This window comes from Streptomyces sp. NBC_00341 (assembly GCF_041435055.1).
In the GTDB taxonomy this organism is placed as follows: Bacteria; Actinomycetota; Actinomycetes; order Streptomycetales; family Streptomycetaceae; genus Streptomyces.
The window spans coordinates 3,468,727-3,486,586 of record NZ_CP108002.1 but is presented as its reverse complement, the minus strand read 5'-3'; the positions used below and the strand labels follow the sequence as shown (position 1 = coordinate 3,486,586).

Here is a 17,860-nt window from a genome sequence, read left to right as displayed (position 1 = left end):
TTCATTGTGTTGGGTTATGTTTGGGAGGAGTCTGGTGAAGAAGACGGTTACGACGCTCGCCGACGGCCGGGAGCTGCTCTATTTCGACAGCCGCGACGACGTGGTCCGGGACGCCGTCGACGGGCGGCCGCTCGACGCCGTGGCGACTTCCTCCGAGATCCGCCGGGACCCCCTGCTGGGGGACAGCGTCGCCGTCGCCTCGCACCGCCAGGGGCGTCCGTACCACCCGCCGGCCGACGAGTGCCCGCTCTGCCCGTCCCAGGAGGGCCGGCTCAGCGAGATCCCCGACGACCACTACGACGTCGTCGTCTTCGAGAACCGCTTCCCCTCGCTGGCCGGTGACTCCGGCCGCTGCGAGGTCGTCTGCTTCACCTCCGACCACGACGCGTCGTTCGCGGACCTCACCGAGGAGCAGGCCGGCCTCGTGCTGGAGGCCTGGACGGACCGCACCGCCGAGTTCGCGGAGCTCCCGCAGGTCAAGCAGCTGTTCTGCTTCGAGAACCGGGGCGCCGAGATCGGCGTGACGCTCGGCCACCCGCACGGGCAGATCTACGGCTACCCGTTCGTCACCCCGCGCACCGAGCTGATGCTCCGCTCGATGGAGAAGCACCGCGCCGACACCGGCGGCAACCTCTTCGACGACATCGTCGCCCGCGAGATCGCCGACGGCGACCGGATCGTGCTCTCCGGCGAGCACTGGGTGGCGTTCGTCCCGTACGCGGCCCACTGGCCGTACGAGATCCACCTCTACCCGCTCCGCCGCGTCCCCGACCTGCGGGAGCTCGACGACGCCGAGCGCACGGAGTTCGCACAGGTCTATCTGGAACTCTTGAGGCGGTTCGACCGGATATTCGGCCCCGGACAGCCGCCGACGCCGTACATCTCGGCCTGGCACCAGGCACCGTTCGGCATCCCGGACCGGGAGGAGTTCGCTCTCCACCTTGAGCTCTTCACCGTGCGAAGGACCACCAGCAAGCTGAAGTTCCTCGCGGGTTCCGAATCCGGCATGAGTGTGTTCATCAACGATGTGCCGCCGGAGGCCGCGGCCGCGCGACTGCGAGAGGTAGCGAGCGAGTGAGCAAGTCCCCCAAGAAGTACCTGGTGACCGGCGGCGCGGGATACGTGGGCAGCGTGGTCGCCCAGCACCTGCTGGAGGCGGGTCACACCGTCACCGTCCTGGACGACCTCTCCACCGGATTCCGCGAGGGCGTCCCGGCCGGCGCCGAGTTCGTCGAGGGCCGGATCCAGGACGCCGCGAAGTGGCTGGACCCCTCCTACGACGGGGTGCTGCACTTCGCCGCGTACTCCCAGGTCGGGGAGTCCGTCACCGACCCGGAGAAGTACTGGGTCAACAACGTCGGCGGCTCCACCGCCCTGCTCGCCGCCATGCGCGACGCCGGGGTGCGCACCCTGGTCTTCTCCTCCACCGCCGCCACCTACGGCGAACCCGTCTCCAGCCCCATCACCGAGGCCGACCCCACGGCCCCGACCAGCCCCTACGGCGCCACCAAGCTCGCCGTCGACCACATGATCACCGGCGAGGCGGCCGCCCACGGGCTCGCCGCCGTCTCGCTGCGCTACTTCAACGTGGCCGGGGCCTACGGCGACTGCGGCGAACGGCACAGCCCCGAGTCGCACCTGATCCCGCTCGTCCTCCAGGTCGCCCTCGGGCAGCGCGAGTCGATCTCGGTGTACGGCGACGACTACCCCACCCCCGACGGCACCTGCGTCCGCGACTACATCCATGTCGCGGACCTCGCAGAGGCGCACCTCCTCGCCCTCGACGCCGCCGCCTCGGGCGAGCACCTGATCTGCAACCTCGGCAACGGCAACGGCTTCTCGGTCCGCGAGGTCATCGAGACGGTCCGCGAGGTCACCGGCCACCCGGTCCCCGAGACAGCGGCCCCGCGCCGCGGCGGCGACCCGGCCGTCCTCGTCGCCTCCGCCGCCACCGCCAGGGAGCGCCTCGGCTGGCAGCCGTCCCGCGCGGACCTGGCCGGAATCGTCTCCGACGCCTGGACGTTCGCCCGCCGAGAGGAGCCCACCGCACCATGACCGACACCGCTGAGCCGACCGCCACCACAGAGCCGGCCGCCGCCACCACCGAGCTGACCGACTCTTTCACCGAGCTGTACGGGACCGCGCCCGAGGGAGTCTGGGCCGCCCCCGGCCGGGTCAACCTGATCGGCGAGTACACCGACTTCAACGACGGCTTCGTGATGCCGCTCGCACTGCCGCACACCGCGCGGGCCGCCGTCGCCCGCCGCACCGACGGCGTCCTGCGGCTGCACTCCACCGATGTGCCGGGCGGCGTCGTCCAGCTCCGCGTCGACGAGCTGGCCCCGAACGAGGGCCACGGCTGGGCCGCCTACCCGGCCGGCGTCGTCTGGGCGCTGCGCGAGGCCGGCCACCCGGTCACCGGCGCCGACATACAGCTGACCTCCACCGTCCCCACCGGCGCCGGGCTCTCCTCGTCCGCCGCCCTCGAAGTGGTCACCGCTCTCGCCCTGAACGACCTGTTCGGGCTCGGGCTCGGCCACGCCGAGCTGGCGGTACTGGCCCAGCGCGCGGAGAACGCCTTCGTCGGCGTCCCCTGCGGGGTCATGGACCAGATGGCCTCCGCCTGCTGTACCGAGGGCCACGCCCTGCACCTGGACGCCCGAGACCTCACGGTGCGCCAGGTCCCCTTCGACCTGGCCGCCCACGGCCTCCAGCTCCTCGTCGTCGACACCCGCGTCAAGCACGCACTCGGTGACGGCGCCTACGCGGAACGCCGCGCGGCCTGCGAGGAGGGCGCCCGGCTGCTCGGTATCCGCACCCTGCGCGAGCTCCCGTACGAGGGCCTCGGCGCCGGACTCGACACCCTGACCGCCGCCGGTGCGGACGAGTCCGTCGTGCGCTGCGTGCGCCACGTGGTCAGCGACAACCAGCGCGTCGAGCAGGTCATCGCGCTGCTCGACGCGGGCGACGTGCGCGCGGCAGGCCCTGTCCTCACGGCGGGCCATGTCTCGCTCCGGGACGACCTGCGGGTCTCCTGCGTGGAGCTGGACCTGGTGGTCGAGGCGGCGAACGCGGCCGGGGCGCTCGGTTCCCGGATGACCGGCGGCGGCTTCGGCGGCTCCGCGATCGTGCTCCTGGAGGAGGCGCAGGCGGACACGGTCACCAAGTCGGTTCTGGAGGCGTTCACCTCGGCGGGTTACGCGGCGCCCCGGGTCTTCCCCGCCGTCCCGTCGGCGGGCGCCCACCGGATCGCCTGACCGAGGGCCGGACCGGCCGCCGGGAACTACCCGGCGGCCGGTCCGCCGAGCCGCTTGGTGAGGGTGAACTCCGTGACGCCCGGCGGGTAGTCCTCGACCCGGCCCGTCACCTCGTAACCCCGCTTCCGGTAGAAGTCCGGGGCCTGGAAGTCCCAGGTCTCCAGCCGGGAGCGGGTGCAGTCCCGGTCCGCGCGGGCCACCCGTTCCGCCTCGTCGAGCAGCCGCGAGCCGAGGCCGCAGCCGCGGTGCCCGGCGTCCACCCAGAGCAGGTCCACATGGAGCCAGTGCGCCCAGGTGCGCCCGGTCAGCCCGGCGGCGACCTGCCCGTGGACGTCCAGCGCCCATACCTCCAAAGGGAGTTCGCGCGCGGCGGGGCCACCCCGCAGTGCCCGGATCTCCGGCGAACCCGCGGTGTTCTCCTCACGGAGCCGTCTGCTCAGCAACTGACGACGTTCTCTGTCCACTTCTGTCTCAAGACGGAACATGCACCACAGCCTAGGACCGCCCGCGCCCCCAGTTCCGCGATTCCCCTCCCGCTCCGGGCGGCCGCCCGTACGCTGATGCACAGCACCGGTGGGGGCCGGTGCTGATTCAGGGGTACGGGACAGCCGGGTGCGACACCCGGGTGGGGGTGGCGAGTCGGTGCACGGCGGCGGCCGTGGCACCGCGGTCCGATCCCCCGCTCCAGGTGTCGCACCCGTGCCGGTCCGTCGCTGACGTGGGGCGCACGCTACGGGGCGCCCCAGAACGCACAGCATGGGGGTGCCTGTGGTCCGTATCCGGGTTCTCGTGGTCGACGACCACCGCATTTTCGCCGAATCGCTCGCCGCGGCGCTCGCGGCCGAGCCCGACGTCGACGTCGCGGCGGCGGGCAGCGGTCCGGCCGCCCTGCGCTGCCTGGAGCGCGCCGCCGCGGAGGGGCGCGGCTACGACGTGATGCTGGTCGACGCCGAACTGGGCATCCTGGCCCCGGCGGGCGGCCGCAGGGCCACCGGTCCGGTGGCGGTGCCCGACCACCAGGCCGGCGGCGGCGGGCAGCCCGACGGCATCTCGCTGGTCGCCGGGGTCCGCGCGAACCGGCCCTCGGTGCGCACGGTGGTGCTCGCGGAGAAGGACGACCCGCGCCGGGCCGCGCTCGCGCTGCAGGCCGGTGCCTGCGGCTGGGTCGCCAAGGACTGCTCGCTCCAGCGGCTGCTCGCGGTCATCCGGGGGGTGCTGCGCGACGAGACGCATCTGCCTCCGGCGCTGCTCACCGGGGTGCTTCGGGAAATGCTGGCGGACCGCAAGCACCGCAGCGAGAGCGAGCAGCTCGTCGAGTCGCTGACCCCGCGCGAGCGCGAGGTGCTGCGCTGCATGGTGGCCGGGCTCGGCCGCAAGGCGGTGGCGGAGCGGCTGTTCCTCTCGCCGCACACGGTGCGTACCCATATGCAGAACGTGCTGGGCAAGCTGGGCGTGCACTCGACGCTGGCGGCGGTCGCGCTGGCCAGACGGGCGGGCGTGGGCCCGGCCGATCCGAAGGCGGACCAGGAGCCCGGACCCGGACTAGGGGATGTTGTCGAAAGGGGCAGTCAACTGGCGTAGCAGTCCGGCCAGTTCGCCGCGCTGGTGGCGGGAGAGTTCGCCCAGGATGGCGCGCTCCTGGGCGAGCAGCCCGGCCAGCGACTGGTCGGCCTTGTCGCGGCCCTCCGCGGTGAGCCGGACCAGCACCCCGCGGCGGTCGCTCGGGTCGGGGAGCCGTTCGACGAGGTTCTTCTTGGTCAGCCGGTCGATGCGGTTGGTCATCGTGCCCGAGGTGACCAGGGTCTGGGTGAGCAGCTGGCCGGGGGAGAGCTGGTACGGATCGCCGGCCCGCCGCAGCGACGTGAGGACGTCGAACTCCCACGGCTCCAGGCTGTGCTCGGAGAAGGCGATCCTGCGGGCCCGGTCGAGGTGGCGGGCCAGCCGGGAGACGCGACTGAGGACCTCAAGCGGTTCCACGTCGAGGTCGGGGCGCTCTCGGCGCCATGCAGCGACCAGCCGGTCTACCTCGTCCTCCATGTGGATCAGTGTAGAGGGTCTGTCGACATGAAGTCTCTTGAATTCGAGTCTCTTGGAATCGAGTGTCTTGACATCAAGATACTTTCGGGATGATCCTGGCCCCATGACCGCACCGATCTGGGATCCGCAGCAGTATCTGCGCCACGCGGACCACCGCACCCGCCCCTTCCACGACCTGCTGGCCCGCGTCCCCCCGCTCCCGGGCACACCCGCCCCCCGGATCGCCGACCTCGGCTGCGGAGCCGGCAATGTCACCGCCCTGCTGGCCGAACGCTGGCCCGGCGCCCGGATCACCGGCTACGACAACTCCCCGCAGATGCTGGAACGGGCCCGCGCCCACGCCACCGCCCTGCTGGACTTCGCCGAGGCCGACGCCGCGACCTGGACCCCCGACGAGCCCCACGACCTCATCGTCTCCAACGCCCTGCTCCAGTGGGTGCCCCGCCACGCGGAGCGCTTCCCCGACTGGCTGGACGCCCTCACCCCCGGCGGCACCCTCGCCCTCCAGGTACCCGGCAACTTCGAACAGCCCAGCCACGTCCTGATGCGCGAACTGGCCGCCTCCCCGCGCTGGCGCTCCCGGCTGGGCGGCCTGCTGCGCCACGCCGACGCGGTGCTCAGCCCCGCCGGCTACCTGGACCGGCTCACCGGCCCCGGCCGTACCGCGGACGTCTGGGAGACCACCTACCTGCACCTGCTGCCCGGCGAGGACGCCGTCCTCGACTGGGTGAAGGGCACCGGCCTGCGCCCCGTCCTCACCGCCCTGGCCGGTGACGAGGAGGCCCGGAGCGCCTTCCTCACCGAATACCGCGACCTGCTGCGCACCGCGTACCCCGCGGGCCCGCACGGCACGGTCTTCCCGTTCCGCCGCGTCTTCGCCGTCACCCACCGGGAGAAGTGAGGGCCCGGCCGCAGAAGCGCCCCGCCCCCGGAGAACCGGGAACGGGGCGCTTCGGTGCTGTGGTGCTGTGGTGCTGTGGTGCTTTGGTGCGGGCCGGGCGGGACGCTCAGTACAGGTTGCTGTAGATGTCCCAGCCGTAGCCGATCTTCACGCGCTTGGCGATCTTCCCGGTGCCGGTCGACGTGTAGAGGTACGCGTCGCCCTTGCCGTCGACGCCGATCAGGTCGGCCTTGCCGTCACCGTTGAGGTCGCCGGGCGCGACGAACTTCTTGTAGGTGTTGAAGCCGGTGCCGATCTTGACCTGCGCCTTGAAGGGCTTGGTGGCCGAGCCCGTGCCCTTGTACAGGTACAGCGTGCCGTCCGACTTGCGGGCCACCAGGTCGGTCAGACCGTCGCCGCTGAGGTCGCCGGCGCCGACGAGCGTGTACGACTTGAAGCCGTAGCCGACCTTGACCTTGGCGGCGAAGCCGGTGCCCGAGCCGTTGCCCCGGTAGAGGTGCAGATCGCCGGCGGTGTTCCGGGCGATCAGGTCGCCCTTGCCGTCACCGCTCAGGTCGCCGGGGCCGATGAGCGCGTTGTACGAGCTCCAGCCGCTGCTGACGCGCGAGCCCTCGTTGTAGAGGGTGCCCTTGTAGTTCTCCAGCAGGTTCGCGTAGCCGTTGTTGTCGAGCGACGACGGGAAGCTCATGTTCGCGCCGGCCCAGCCGCCGCTGTCACTGGCCTGGACGCGGGCGCTGAGCTTGCCGTTGTTCTTCGCGTAGTACCAGTAGAGCGTGCCGCCCTTGGTGCGGGCCATCAGCTCGTTCTTGCCGAAGTCCGGGTTGCCGCCCTGGCCCGTGAAGAGCGAGACGTTCCAGCCGGTGCCGATCTGCTTCCGCTTGAGGAAGGTGCCCTTGCCGGTGGCGTCGTACGAGTACAGCGTGCCGCCCGGCGTACGGGCCATCAGGTCGCCGAGACCGTCACCGGTGGCGTCGTCGGTGGCGATGATCTGGTTGTACGTGTCGAAGCCGTAGTTGACCTTGACGCGTGCCTGGTACGGCGCCGAGGCCTTCCCCGTACCCGCGTAGTAGTACAGGTCACCGGCCGGCGTACGGGCGTAGAGGTCGCCGATCCCGTCGCCGTTGACGTCGTTCGCGCCGACGATCTGGTCGTAGGAGGCCCAGCCGTAGCCCACCTTGACGCCCGCCTTGAAGGGGGCGCTGGTGACGGAGCCGGTCCCGGCGAACAGGTAGACGTCACCGGCCGGCGTACGGGCGAGCAGGTCGCCCCGGCCGTCGCCGGTCATGTCGCCCACGGCGACGATCTTGTTGTACTTCTGCCAGCCGGTGCCGGACCAGTCGGCGTATCCGGCGCCGTCGGCGCTCCAGGCCTGGTGGAGCGAGAGCTTGCCGGTCGCCGACAGGGTGAGCAGCTCGGGCCTGCCGTCGCCGTTCAGGTCGCCCGGCGTGATGACGTCCTTGAACCTCTCGTTCGGGTCGTCGGGGTTCAGGGCGAACTCGTAGGAGCTCGTCCCGTTCGTCGGAACGACGTAGTACTTCCCGTCGATCCCGCGGTACACGGTGTCGGTGTAGCCGTCGCCGTCCACGTCGAAACGCGGCTCGGCGGGCGCGGCGGCGGCCTTCGCCCCCGGCGCGGCGGAGGCCGGCGACTTCTTCTTCGCCGGGTGCTTCGGGAGCGTCAGCGAGGGCTGCGCGTCGGCGGCGGGCACGCGCGGCACGGTGGTGCCGTGCGACGCGGGCGCCGATTCATCGGCCGAGGCCGGAGCGGCCAGCAGCATGCCGGCCGAGAGAACGATGGCGGTGCAGGTCGCGATCCGCCGCGCGCGCTTCGAGCGCGCGGGCACGGCGCGGCCGGGTTCCACAGAAGACAAAGCCCCCCCCAGGGGTACGTGGTGGAACCGGGAGAAACGTCTTCACAGGTGCGTCACATGCAGGGTGAAGTGTTCCCGGGATACTCACAGACTCTACAACTGTGGTTCCCCGGGCAGAAGTGGTTTAAGAATTGATCAAGGTTTCGGCTTGGACACACCGCAGCCGTCCCGCAGCCGTCCCGCAGCCGGACCAGGCCTCCCGCGTCAGCTCTTTCGGTGGCCTATCAGCCGGGGCTTCGACTCCAGGTTCTCCAGCCCGTGCCACGCCAGATTCACCAGATGCGCCGCCACCTCGGCCTTCTTCGGCTTGCGGGCGTTCACCCACCACTGCCCGGTCAGCGCCACCATCCCGACCAGCGCCTGCGCGTACAGCGGAGCCAGCTTCGGATCGAAGCCCCGGGCCTTGAACTCCAGCCCCAGGATGTCCTCCACCTGCGTGGCGATATCGCTGATGAGCGAGGCGAACGTGCCGGTCGACTGGGCGACCGGCGAATCCCGCACCAGAATCCGGAACCCGTCCGTGTACGTCTCGATGTAGTCCAGCAGCGCGAACGCCGCCTGCTCCAGCAGCTCACGCGGGTGACCGGCGGTCAGCGCGGTGTTCACCATCTCCAGGAGCTGGCGCATCTCCCGGTCCACCACCACCGCGTACAGCCCCTCCTTGCCGCCGAAGTGCTCGTAGACCACCGGCTTGGAGACCCCGGCGCGGGCCGCGATCTCCTCCACCGAAGTGCCCTCGAACCCCTTGTCGGCGAAGAGGGTGCGACCGATGTCCAACAGTTGCTCGCGGCGTTCCTTGCCCGTCATCCGCACCCGCCGGGCGCGCCGGGTGGAGGGTGTACGGGATTTCTCGCTGCCTGTGCTTCCGTCGGTCGCCACATCGTCAATCATGCCGCGTCGGCCTCCGCCGAGTGGCGCCGGGACTCGATACGGGCGGAGTCGGGCCAGCGCACATCCGTCGCCCAGCCCAGCTTCTCGAACCAGCGGATCAGCCGGGCACTCGAATCGATCTGACCGCGCATCACGCCGTGCCGCGCACTCGTCGGGTCCGCGTGGTGCAGGTTGTGCCAGGACTCACCGCACGAGAGGATCGCCAGCCACCACACGTTGCCGGACTTGTCACGGGACTTGAACGGGCGCTTGCCGACCGCGTGGCAGATCGAGTTGATCGACCACGTCACGTGGTGCAGCAGCGCGACCCGGACCAGGGAGCCCCAGAAGAACGCCGTCGCCGCCCCCCACCACGACATCGTCACCAGACCGCCGACCAGCGGCGGGATCGCCAGCGAGAGAATCGTGAAGGACAGGAAGTGACGGGAGATCCCGCGAATCGCGGGGTCCTTGATCAGGTCCGGGGCGTACTTCTGCTGCGGCGTCTGCTCTTCATCGAACATCCATACGATGTGCGCCCACCACAGCCCCTTCATCAGGGCCGGCAGCGTCTCACCGAAACGCCACGGGGAATGCGGATCGCCCTCGGCGTCCGAGAAACGGTGATGCTTGCGGTGATCGGCCACCCAGCGCACCAGGGGGCCCTCCACCGCGAGCGAACCGGCCACGGCCAGGGCGATACGGAGCGGACGCTTCGCCTTGAACGAGCCATGGGTGAAGTAACGGTGGAAGCCGATCGTGATGCCGTGGCAGCCGATGAAGTACATCGCCACCAGCAGACCCAGATCGAGCCAGCTGACACCACGGCCCCAGGCCAGCGGCACCGCCGCGACCAGGGCCAGGAACGGCACGACGATGAACAGCAGAAGCGCGAACTGCTCGATCGACCGCTTGTTGTCCCCGCCGAGCGTGGCGGAGGAGGAACTGTCGGCCGCCGGAGCGGCCTCGATCACATCGGGGCTGGTCTTCATGGGGAGTCCCCTGTGGGTGAGAACGCGACGGAATGCGTGGGCTACGCATCCGTAACCTACGGCGTCGTAAGTATGGCAGTGCGGAGCCCCGCCACAAGAGGGAGCGGCCGACCCGCACGGAGTGGCGTCATACGGGGTAGGGGACACCACGCGTACCCCGCGGCCACCCGTCTTGAAGTGCGGACACCTGCCGGGGCGCGAACAGCACCCAAAGCACGGACACCTATCCTGGAGAGGTCGGACAGCGCGGTCCGCACTCTGCTTTCCCGGGGGTGGCGTGGCACCCGCTGCCAGCCGCGGGCCCCGGATCCCGTGCTCAACCACTGCAAGGAGCCGCACACTGTGAGCAGTGCCGACCAGACCCCTGCCGCCAGCCCCGAGCTGCGCGCCGACATCCGCCGCCTCGGTGACCTGCTGGGCGAGGCCCTCGTACGCCAGGAGGGCCAGGAGCTCCTCGACCTCGTCGAACGGGTCCGCGCCCTGACCCGCACCGACGGCGAGGCCGCGGCCGAACTCCTCGGCGAAACGGACCTGGAGACCGCCGCACAGCTCGTGCGCGCCTTCTCCACCTACTTCCACCTCGCCAACGTGACCGAGCAGGTCCACCGCGCCCACGAGATGCGCGACCGGCGCGCCGCAGAGGGCGGACTCCTCGCCCGCACCGCCGACCGGCTCAAGGACGCGGACCCCGAGCACCTGCGCGAGACCGTCAAGAACCTGAACGTACGGCCCGTCTTCACCGCGCACCCCACAGAGGCCGCGCGGCGCTCCGTACTGAACAAGCTCCGCCGCATCGCCGCACTCCTGGAAACCCCCGTCATCGAGGCCGACCGGCGCCGCCAGGACATCCGGCTCGCCGAGAACATCGACCTCATCTGGCAGACCGACGAACTCCGCGTCGTCCGCCCGGAGCCCGCCGACGAGGCCCGCAACGCCATCTACTACCTCGACGAACTCCACGCCAGCGCCGTGGGCGACGTCCTGGAGGACCTGGCCGCGGAACTGGAGCGCGTCGGCGTCGAACTGCCCGCCGGCACCCGCCCCCTCACCTTCGGCACCTGGATCGGCGGCGACCGCGACGGCAACCCCAACGTGACGCCCGCCGTCACCTGGGACGTACTGATCCTCCAGCACGAGCACGGCATCACCGACGCCCTCGAACTCGTCGACCAGCTGCGCGGACTCCTCTCCAACTCCATCCGCTACACCGGAGCCACCGACGAGCTCCTCGCCTCCCTCCAGACCGACCTGGAACTCCTCCCGGAGATCAGCCCCCGCTACAAGCGGCTGAACGCCGAGGAGCCCTACCGCCTCAAGGCCACCTGCATCCGGCAGAAGCTCGTCAACACCCGCGAGCGCCTCGCCTCCGGCACCCCGCACCGCCCCGGCTGCGACTACCTCGGCACCGCCGAACTCATCGCAGACCTCGCCATCGTCCAGACCTCCCTGCGCGAGCACAAGGGCGGCATCGTCGCCGACGGCCGGATGGACCGCACCATCCGCACCCTCGCCGCGTTCGGCCTCCAGCTCGCCACCATGGACGTCCGCGAACACGCCGACGCCCACCACCACGCGCTCGGCCAGCTCTTCGACCGCCTCGGCGAGGAGTCCTGGCGCTACGCCGACATGCCCCGCGACTACCGGCAGAAGCTCCTCGCCAAGGAACTCCGCTCCCGCCGCCCGCTCGCACCCACCCCGGCCCCCCTCGACGCCGCCGGCGAGAAGACCCTCGGCGTCTTCCACACCATCAGCCAGGCCTTCGAACGCTTCGGCCCCGAAGTCATCGAGTCCTACATCATCTCGATGTGCCAGGGCGCCGACGACGTCTTCGCCGCCGCCGTCCTCGCCCGCGAAGCCGGCCTCCTCGACCTGCACGCCGGCTGGGCCAAGATCGGCATCGTCCCGCTCCTGGAGACCACCGACGAGCTCAAGGCCGCCGACGTCATCCTCGACGAGATGCTCGCCGACCCCTCCTACCGCCGCCTCGTATCGCTCCGTGGCGACGTCCAGGAGGTCATGCTCGGCTACTCCGACTCCTCCAAGTTCGGTGGCATCACCACCTCCCAGTGGGAGATCCACCGCGCCCAGCGCCGCCTCCGCGACGTCGCCCACCGCTACGGCGTGCGCCTGCGCCTCTTCCACGGCCGCGGCGGCACCGTCGGCCGCGGCGGCGGCCCCTCGCACGACGCGATCCTCGCGCAGCCCTGGGGCACCCTGGAGGGCGAGATCAAGGTGACCGAGCAGGGCGAGGTCATCTCCGACAAGTACCTCATCCCCGCGCTCGCCCGCGAGAACCTGGAACTGACCGTCGCGGCCACCCTCCAGGCCTCCGCGCTGCACACCGCACCCCGCCAGTCCGACGAGGCCCTGGCCCGCTGGGACGCGGCCATGGACACCGTCTCCGACGCCGCCCACGCCGCCTACCGCAAGCTGGTCGAGGACCCCGACCTGCCGACGTACTTCCTCGCCTCCACCCCGGTGGACCAGCTCGCCGACCTGCACCTGGGCTCGCGGCCCTCACGCCGCCCCGGCTCCGGCGTCTCGCTCGACGGACTGCGCGCCATCCCGTGGGTCTTCGGCTGGACCCAGTCCCGGCAGATCGTCCCAGGCTGGTACGGCGTCGGCTCCGGCCTCAAGGCCCTGCGCGAAGCCGGTCTCGACACCGTCCTCGAAGAGATGCACGAACACTGGCACTTCTTCCAGAACTTCCTCTCCAACGTCGAGATGACCCTCGCCAAGACCGACCTGCGCATCGCCCGGCACTACGTCGACACCCTCGTCCCCGACGAGCTCAAGCACGTCTTCGACGCCATCGAGGCCGAGCACGCACTGACCGTCAGCGAAGTCCTCAAGATCACCGGCAACACCGAACTGCTCGGCACCAGCCCGGTGCTCCAGCAGACCTTCGCCATCCGTGACGCCTACCTGGACCCGATCTCCTACCTCCAGGTATCCCTGCTGGCCCGCCAGCGCCAGGCAGCGGAACGCGGCGAGGAGCCCGACCCGCTGCTCGCCCGCGCCCTGCTGCTCACCGTCAACGGCGTAGCCGCCGGACTCCGCAACACCGGCTGATCAAGAGCCACCGCGGGTGCGGTCCCGTCACAGGGCGAAGAACGTCGCCACCAGCAGGACCGCACCCGCGATCCCGGCACCCCACGCGATCCGGGGCAGCCGCATCCCGCCACCGATCACCAGCGCCGCGAGCACCAGCGCACCGCCCAGCGGCACCCACGCGTGCAGGAAACCCGGCGTCCCCGTCCGCACCACCTCGAACGTGCCCGGCTTCACGACGACCGGGAAACGGTCCCCCTTCTTCGCCGCCACGGACTTGTCCACCGACACCCGGGAACGCCCGGAACCGTCGTCCGTGGGCACATACGGCCCCGTACACACCTCGCTGCCGCACCCGGTGACCGTCATCGTGCCGTGCTCACGTCCCTTGGCCAGCACGATGTGCTGTGCCGAGTCCCACGAGGCCAGCACACCCGCCACCAGCAACAGCAGAACGACACAGCCGAGCGCGGCATTGCGGCCGTGGTGCAGGGCACGTTGGGAGGAGCTGCGCTTCATGGGGGCCGATCCTTGGCCAGCGCCCCACGCCCGGTCAAGCCGTGGCTGAAAACAGCAGGATTACCGGCAGGTATGTCGGGATTCGCCGCAGGATTCTCCGCTGTCGCGGCTCAGGAGTTGTACGCGCTCTGCGCGCGCTCCAGACCCTCCGCCAGCAGGCACTCCACCGAATCCGCCGCCCGGTCCACCAGGAAACCCAGCTCCTTGCGCTCCGTGGACGAGAAGTCCTTCAGAACGAAATCGGCGACCTGCATCCGGCCGGGCGGACGCCCGATCCCGAACCGGATCCGGTGGTAGTCGGGACCCATCGACTTCGTCATCGACTTCAGCCCGTTGTGACCGTTGTCGCCACCGCCCAGCTTCAGCCGCAGCGACCCGTAATCGATGTCCAGCTCGTCATGGACCGCCACCACATGGTCGAGCGGCACCTTGTAGAAGTCGCGCAACGCCGTCACCGGGCCACCCGACAGATTCATGTACGACATCGGCTTCGCCAGCACCACCCGGCGGCTCAGCGGCCCCGGCGGACCCACCCGGCCCTCCAGCACCTGCGCCTGGGCCTTCGGCGCCCGCTTGAACTTCCCGCCGATCCGCTCCGCGAGCAGATCGGCCACCATGAAGCCCACGTTGTGCCGGTTCGCCGCGTACTCGGGACCGGGATTGCCCAGGCCAACGATCAGCCAGGGGTCGGTGGCGTCGGACATCGCGCTGGGTCTCCTCGGGTACGGGCGGGCGGCGGACAGAAAGACGGGGCGGCGGCTCCCCTCACGGAGATCCGCCACCCCTCAGTCAAGCAGGTGGGGCGAGGCTCAGGCCTCGGCGCCCTCGGCCTCGGCGGCGTCCGAGGACGGCTCCTCGGCCTGGGCGGCGACGACCGCGAGGACGACCGCGTCCGGGTCGGCCTCGGCCAGCACCGAACCCTTGGGCAGCGGGATGTCCTTGGCGAGGATCGACGCACCGGCGTCCAGGCCCGCGATGGAGACCGTGACGGAGTTCGGGATGTGGGTGGCCTCGGCCTCGACGAGCAGGGTGTTCTGCACGTACTCCAGCAGGTTGCCGCCCGGGGCCAGCTCGCCCTCGACGTGCACCGCGACCTCGACGTTGACCTTCTCGCCGCGCTTCACGGTCAGCAGGTCGACGTGCTCGATGTTGCCCTTGATGGCGTTGCGCTGCACGGCCTTCGGGATGACCAGCGCGTCCTTGCCGTCGATCTCCAGACCGATCAGCACGTTGGCGGTACGGAGCGCGAGCTGCAGCTCGTGGGCCGGCAGCGTGATGTGGACGGCCTCGGCGCCGTGGCCGTAGATGACGGCGGGGACGAGGTTGGCGCGGCGGGTGCGGCGGGCAGCGCCCTTGCCGAACTCGGAACGGACCTCGGCGTTGAGCTTGATCTCGGCCATGACTGCACTCCTCGTAAGGTGACAAAAACTGCGGAAGGTCACCCGGCCCACGACAGGCCTGCTACGAAGAGCGCGTCGATAACGGACCGCCGTACCTATGAGTACGGCCTCCCTCGCCGAGCAACTCGCTGAGTCTACCCGGCGGGGAGGCCGCACCCAAAGTGGATCTTCCGTGACTCCTCCCCCGGAGGGGAAAGGCCTACGGGGAACTGCCTACTGCTCCTCGAAGAGGCTCGTGACCGAACCGTCCTCGAAGACCTCGCGCACCGCGCGGGCGATCGTCGGCGCGATCGAGAGCACCGTGATCTTGTCGAGCTCCAGCTCACCCGGCGTGGGCAGGGTGTCCGTGAACACGAACTCGCTCACCTTCGAGTTCTTCAGCCGGTCCGCCGCCGGGCCGGACAGCACACCGTGCGTCGCCGTCACTATGACGTCCTCCGCACCGTGCGCGAACAGCGCGTCCGCGGCGGCGCAGATCGTGCCACCCGTGTCGATCATGTCGTCGACCAGGACACAGACCCGGCCCTCGACGTTGCCCACGACCTCGTGGACGCTGACCTGGTTCGGCACGTCCTTGTCGCGGCGCTTGTGCACGATCGCCAGCGGCGCGTCCAGCCGGTCGCACCAGCGGTCCGCGACCCGGACCCGGCCCGCGTCCGGCGAGACGATCGTCAGCTTCGAGCGGTCGACCTTCGCACCGACGTAGTCGGCCAGGATCGGCAGCGCGAAGAGGTGGTCGACCGGACCGTCGAAGAAGCCCTGGATCTGGTCGGTGTGCAGGTCGACGGTGAGGATGCGGTCCGCACCCGCCGTCTTCATCAGGTCCGCGATCAGACGGGCCGAGATCGGCTCGCGGCCGCGGTGCTTCTTGTCCTGACGGGCGTAGCCGTAGAACGGCACGATCACCGTGATGGAGCGGGCCGACGCGCGCTTCAGCGCGTCCAGCATGATCAGCTGCTCCATGATCCACTTGTTGATCGGAGCCGTGTGGCTCTGGATCAGGAAGCAGTCGGCGCCGCGGGCGGACTCCTGGAAGCGGACGTAGATCTCACCGTTGGCGAAATCGAAGGCCTTCGTCGGCACGAGGCCCACACCCAGCTGGTGCGCAACCTCCTCGGCCAGCTCGGGGTGGGCGCGGCCGGAGAAGAACATCAGTTTCTTCTCGCCGGTCGTCTTGATCCCGGTCACAGCACAGTCTCCTCAGACGTGTTCCTGGCGCTGCACGCAGATGTCCCGATGTGCAACGAGCCAGCCGAAATGGGGTGAGCATCTATCACGGTACGCCGTGCGCGACGCACCTGATTCCGGTCAGCTTTCGCCGCCGGCCTCCTCCGACGCGGCCTGAGCCGCCTGCGCGGCCGCGCTGCCCGGACGCTTCCGGGCCACCCAACCCTCGATATTCCTTTGCTGGCCACGGGCCACGGCCAGCGAACCCGACGGCACGTCCTTCGTGATGACAGACCCGGCCGCGGTGTAGACACCGTCCCCGACCGTGACGGGCGCCACAAACATATTGTCCGATCCGGTACGGCAGTGAGAGCCGATCGTCGTGTGGTGCTTGGCCACACCGTCGTAGTTCACGAACACGCTCGCGGCACCGATGTTGGTGTGATCGCCGATCGTCGCGTCACCGACGTACGACAGATGCGGAACCTTCGTGCCCTCACCGATCGTGGCGTTCTTCATCTCCACGTAGGTACCGGCCTTCGCCTTCGCGCCCAGCCTCGTACCCGGCCGCAGATACGCGTACGGGCCGACCAGCGCACCGGCGCCCACCTGCGCCCCGTCCGCCACGGTGTTGTCCACCCGGGCGCCCGCGTGCACGACGGTGTCCGTCAGCCGCGAGTTCGGACCCACCTCGGCGTCCTCCCCGAGGTGCGTCGCACCCAGCAGTTGCGTACCCGGGTGCACGATCGCGTCCCGCTCGTACGTCACCGTCACGTCGATCAGCGTCGACGCCGGGTCCACCACGGTCACCCCGGCCGTCATCGCCCGCTCCAGCAGCCGCTGGTTCAGCAGCCGGCGGGCCTCCGCCAGCTGGACCCGGTTGTTGATCCCGAGGATCTCCCGGTGGTCACCGGCGACCGAGGCACCGACCCGGTGCCCCGCCTCACGCAGGATCGACAGCACATCGGTGAGGTACTCCTCGCCCTGGCTGTTGTCCGTACGCACCTTGCCGAGCGCGTCCGTGAGCAGCTGCCCGTCGAACGCGAACACCCCGGAGTTGATCTCCCGGATCGCGCGCTGCTCCTCTGTGGCGTCCTTGTGCTCGACGATCTCGGTGACCGCACCGGTCGCCGCGTCGCGGACGATCCGTCCGTACCCGGTGGCGTCGGGGACCTCGGCGCTGAGCACGGTGACGGCGTTGGCGTCGGCGGTGTGGGTGGCGGCGAGCGCGGCGAGCGTCTCGCCGGACAGCAGCGGGGTGTCGCCGCAGACCACGATGACGGTGCCCTCGACGGTCCCGCCCAGCTCGTCGAGCCCGACGCGCACCGCGTTCCCGGTGCCCTTCTGCTCGGCCTGGTAGGCGGTGCGCACCTGGGCGTCCGCGGCGGTGAGGTGGGCGGTGACCTGCTCGCTCGCGTGGCCGACGACCACGACGAGGTGCTGGGGCGCCAGCTCGCGGGAGGCCGCGACGACATGTCCGACGAGCGAGCGCCCGGAGATCTCGTGCAGAACCTTGGGGGTCTTCGACTTCATGCGGGTGCCCTCACCCGCTGCGAGGACGACGACGGCTGCCGGGCGTTCGGAGCTCACGGATTGGCCCTTCGGCTTCGGGTGGTGGACATCCGCAGGATACCGGGGGGTGTTCGACCGGGCATGAGTGCGGGCCCCGACCGCTTGGGTCGGGGCCCGCTGTGTGGGCTCCCCCACCAGGACTTGAACCCGGACAAATAGCACCAAAAGCTACTGTGCTGCCAATTACACCATGGGGGATTAACACCGACTGAACCGGACAATGG

General features: G+C 70.3%; 16 protein-coding genes and 1 tRNA gene. 6 read left to right on the top strand and 11 right to left on the bottom strand.

Annotation, left to right across the window (positions count from 1 at the left end; translation table 11 throughout):
* Window positions 1-34: 34 nt before the first annotated feature.
* Genes galT through galK form a run of 3 tightly spaced genes read left to right on the top strand, consistent with a single transcriptional unit; the run spans window position 35 to window position 3,257 of the window.
* Window positions 35-1,078 carry a galactose-1-phosphate uridylyltransferase gene (gene galT, locus OG892_RS15560; protein WP_371629450.1) on the top strand — a complete coding sequence of 348 codons (1,044 nt, stop codon included), beginning with the start codon at window positions 35-37 and terminating at the stop codon, window positions 1,076-1,078.
* Window positions 1,075-2,055, top strand: coding sequence for a UDP-glucose 4-epimerase GalE (galE, locus tag OG892_RS15555; RefSeq protein ID WP_073738438.1), 981 nt, complete (start codon window positions 1,075-1,077; stop codon window positions 2,053-2,055). Before galT ends, galE begins: the two co-directional genes overlap by 4 nt.
* Window positions 2,052-3,257, top strand: a complete 1,206-nt coding sequence (gene galK / locus OG892_RS15550) for a galactokinase (protein WP_371629449.1) — start codon at window positions 2,052-2,054, stop codon at window positions 3,255-3,257. The genes galE and galK overlap by 4 nt, the downstream gene beginning before the upstream one ends.
* 26 nt (window positions 3,258-3,283) lie before the next feature.
* Here galK and OG892_RS15545 read toward each other — a convergent pair whose 3' ends face one another.
* Window positions 3,284-3,742, bottom strand: coding sequence for an N-acetyltransferase (locus OG892_RS15545; protein ID WP_073738440.1), 459 nt, complete (start codon window positions 3,740-3,742; stop codon window positions 3,284-3,286).
* Window positions 3,743-4,013: 271 nt separating this feature from the next.
* On the opposite strand from OG892_RS15545, the gene OG892_RS15540 reads away from it, so the two are divergent.
* Window positions 4,014-4,838, top strand: coding sequence for a response regulator transcription factor (locus tag OG892_RS15540; RefSeq protein ID WP_107421868.1), 825 nt, complete (start codon window positions 4,014-4,016; stop codon window positions 4,836-4,838).
* On the opposite strand, the gene OG892_RS15535 is transcribed toward OG892_RS15540, so the two are convergent.
* On the bottom strand, window positions 4,800-5,294 hold the full coding sequence (locus OG892_RS15535; RefSeq protein WP_073738442.1) for a MarR family winged helix-turn-helix transcriptional regulator: 495 nt from the start codon (window positions 5,292-5,294) through the stop codon (window positions 4,800-4,802). The two genes, OG892_RS15540 and OG892_RS15535, sit on opposite strands and share 39 nt — an antisense overlap.
* Before the next feature lie 103 nt (window positions 5,295-5,397).
* Here OG892_RS15535 and OG892_RS15530 point away from each other — a divergent pair, with 103 nt between their 5' ends.
* Window positions 5,398-6,195, top strand: a complete 798-nt coding sequence (locus OG892_RS15530; protein WP_371629448.1) for a trans-aconitate 2-methyltransferase — start codon at window positions 5,398-5,400, stop codon at window positions 6,193-6,195.
* Between the two features lie 106 nt (window positions 6,196-6,301).
* On the opposite strand, the gene OG892_RS15525 is transcribed toward OG892_RS15530, so the two are convergent.
* From OG892_RS15525 to OG892_RS15515, 3 genes are all read right to left on the bottom strand, one after another.
* Window positions 6,302-8,056 (bottom strand): FG-GAP repeat domain-containing protein, encoded by a 1,755-nt coding sequence (locus OG892_RS15525; RefSeq protein ID WP_371631639.1) that lies wholly within the window; start codon window positions 8,054-8,056, stop codon window positions 6,302-6,304.
* A 213-nt stretch (window positions 8,057-8,269) separates the two neighbouring features.
* Window positions 8,270-8,956 carry a TetR/AcrR family transcriptional regulator gene (locus OG892_RS15520; protein WP_073738445.1) on the bottom strand — a complete coding sequence of 229 codons (687 nt, stop codon included), beginning with the start codon at window positions 8,954-8,956 and terminating at the stop codon, window positions 8,270-8,272.
* The gene (locus OG892_RS15515) at window positions 8,953-9,927 is read right to left on the bottom strand and encodes a fatty acid desaturase (RefSeq protein WP_073738446.1); all 975 of its coding nucleotides are present in this window, start codon (window positions 9,925-9,927) and stop codon (window positions 8,953-8,955) included. Before OG892_RS15515 ends, OG892_RS15520 begins: the two co-directional genes overlap by 4 nt.
* 342 nt (window positions 9,928-10,269) lie before the next feature.
* Here OG892_RS15515 and ppc point away from each other — a divergent pair, with 342 nt between their 5' ends.
* Window positions 10,270-12,999 carry a phosphoenolpyruvate carboxylase gene (ppc, locus tag OG892_RS15510; protein ID WP_073738447.1) on the top strand — a complete coding sequence of 910 codons (2,730 nt, stop codon included), beginning with the start codon at window positions 10,270-10,272 and terminating at the stop codon, window positions 12,997-12,999.
* A gap of 27 nt (window positions 13,000-13,026) precedes the next feature.
* Here ppc and OG892_RS15505 read toward each other — a convergent pair whose 3' ends face one another.
* The 6 genes from OG892_RS15505 to OG892_RS15480 all read right to left on the bottom strand — a co-directional run bounded on the left by OG892_RS15505 (window position 13,027) and on the right by OG892_RS15480 (window position 17,834).
* Window positions 13,027-13,497 (bottom strand): hypothetical protein, encoded by a 471-nt coding sequence (locus OG892_RS15505; protein ID WP_073738448.1) that lies wholly within the window; start codon window positions 13,495-13,497, stop codon window positions 13,027-13,029.
* 110 nt (window positions 13,498-13,607) lie between these two features.
* A complete protein-coding gene (pth, locus tag OG892_RS15500; RefSeq protein ID WP_073738449.1) occupies window positions 13,608-14,201 on the bottom strand; it encodes an aminoacyl-tRNA hydrolase in 594 nt (197 codons plus the stop codon).
* A 105-nt stretch (window positions 14,202-14,306) separates the two neighbouring features.
* Window positions 14,307-14,897, bottom strand: coding sequence for a 50S ribosomal protein L25/general stress protein Ctc (locus OG892_RS15495; protein WP_328866778.1), 591 nt, complete (start codon window positions 14,895-14,897; stop codon window positions 14,307-14,309).
* A 213-nt stretch (window positions 14,898-15,110) separates the two neighbouring features.
* Window positions 15,111-16,085, bottom strand: coding sequence for a ribose-phosphate diphosphokinase (locus tag OG892_RS15490; RefSeq protein ID WP_024490433.1), 975 nt, complete (start codon window positions 16,083-16,085; stop codon window positions 15,111-15,113).
* 120 nt (window positions 16,086-16,205) lie between these two features.
* A complete protein-coding gene (glmU, locus tag OG892_RS15485) occupies window positions 16,206-17,654 on the bottom strand; it encodes a bifunctional UDP-N-acetylglucosamine diphosphorylase/glucosamine-1-phosphate N-acetyltransferase GlmU (RefSeq protein ID WP_073738451.1) in 1,449 nt (482 codons plus the stop codon).
* A gap of 108 nt (window positions 17,655-17,762) precedes the next feature.
* Window positions 17,763-17,834: transfer RNA gene (locus OG892_RS15480), tRNA-Gln, on the bottom strand.
* Between the last annotated feature and the right edge of the window lie 26 nt (window positions 17,835-17,860).